We start from the raw sequence: 1399 nt of genomic DNA on the forward strand, positions 1-1399 counted from the left end.
GGCCAGGACCATATCCTGGGCCCCGACGGGGCGCTCACGCGCATGCTGGAGACGCGCACGCTGGGATCGCTGGTGTTCTGGGGACCGCCCGGCACCGGCAAGACCACGGTGGCGCGGCTGCTGGCGGATGCGACGGATTTGCATTTCGAGCAGATCTCCGCGGTGTTCTCCGGCGTTGCCGATCTGAAGAAGGCCTTCGACGCCGCGCGCGCCCGCCGCGAGATGGGCAAGGGCACGCTGCTGTTCGTCGACGAGGTGCACAGATTCAATCGCGCCCAGCAGGATTCGTTTCTGCCCGTGATGGAAGACGGCACGGTGGTCATGGTCGGCGCCACCACCGAGAACCCGTCGTTCGAGCTCAACGCGGCGCTTCTGTCCCGCGCGCGCGTTTTGGTGTTTCGTTCGCTCGACGCAGCGGCAATCGAAAAACTGTTCGCGCATGCCGAGGAGGTCGAGGGCAGGAAGCTGCCGCTCGATGACGAGGCGCGCGCGGTGCTGGTGCGCATGGCCGACGGCGACGGTAGGGCATCGCTGACGCTCGCCGAAGAGGTCTGGCGCTCGGCGCGGGCGGACGAGATTTTCAACGCCGCGCAATTGCAGGACATCCTGCAGCGCCGTGCACCGATTTACGACAAATCGGCCGATGGCCACTACAATCTGATCTCGGCGCTGCATAAATCGGTGCGCGGCTCCGATCCCGATGCGGCGCTGTATTACCTTGCGCGGATGCTGGACGCCGGTGAGGACCCGCTGTTCCTGGCCCGCCGCGTCGTGCGCATGGCAGTCGAGGACATCGGCCTGGCCGATCCGCAGGCGCTCGTCATCGCCAATGCGGCGAAAGACACCTTCGACTTCCTCGGCCATCCCGAGGGCGAGCTCGCCATCGCGCAGGCCGTGGTCTATCTCGCCACCGCGCCGAAATCGAACGCCGTCTACACCGCCTTCGGCACGGCGATGCAGGTCGCCAAGCAAGCCGGCTCGCTGCTGCCGCCAAAGCACATCCTCAATTCCCCGACCAAGCTGATGAAGTCGGAAGGCTACGGCGCATCTTACGAATACGACCACGACGCGCCGGATGCCTTCTCCGGCCAGGACTACTTCCCCGAAGCTCTGGGCCGCCAGACCTTCTACGACCCGCCCGAGCGCGGCTTCGAGCGCGAGATCAGAAAGCGGCTGGATTACTGGGCGAAGCTGCGGAAGGAGCGGGGCGGCACAGGCTAGAAGCGGCCATTTCGCCGTGACGGCAGCCGGCTTTTAGGGTACGCAGGCAGCCATGAGCCGCCGTATCAAAAGAACCGATCCAAAGCCCCGTTCGCGCGACGAGCGCAAGGAGGCGCGCCCGTTCAAGGCGCGCAGCGCGAAGACAGCCGGCCCGCGTCCGGGAGGCAAGCCGAGTGGC

General features: G+C 66.3%; 1 protein-coding gene. It reads left to right on the top strand.

The annotated features are described in order from the left end of the window. On the top strand, window positions 1-1221 hold a 1221-nt coding region (locus tag MOV74_RS38265), incomplete at its 5' end, for a replication-associated recombination protein A (RefSeq protein ID WP_246932708.1). Window positions 1222-1399 lie beyond the last annotated feature (178 nt).

The sequence above is a fragment of the Bradyrhizobium sp. SHOUNA76 genome (assembly GCF_023006445.1).
Taxonomy (GTDB): domain Bacteria; phylum Pseudomonadota; class Alphaproteobacteria; order Rhizobiales; family Xanthobacteraceae; genus Bradyrhizobium.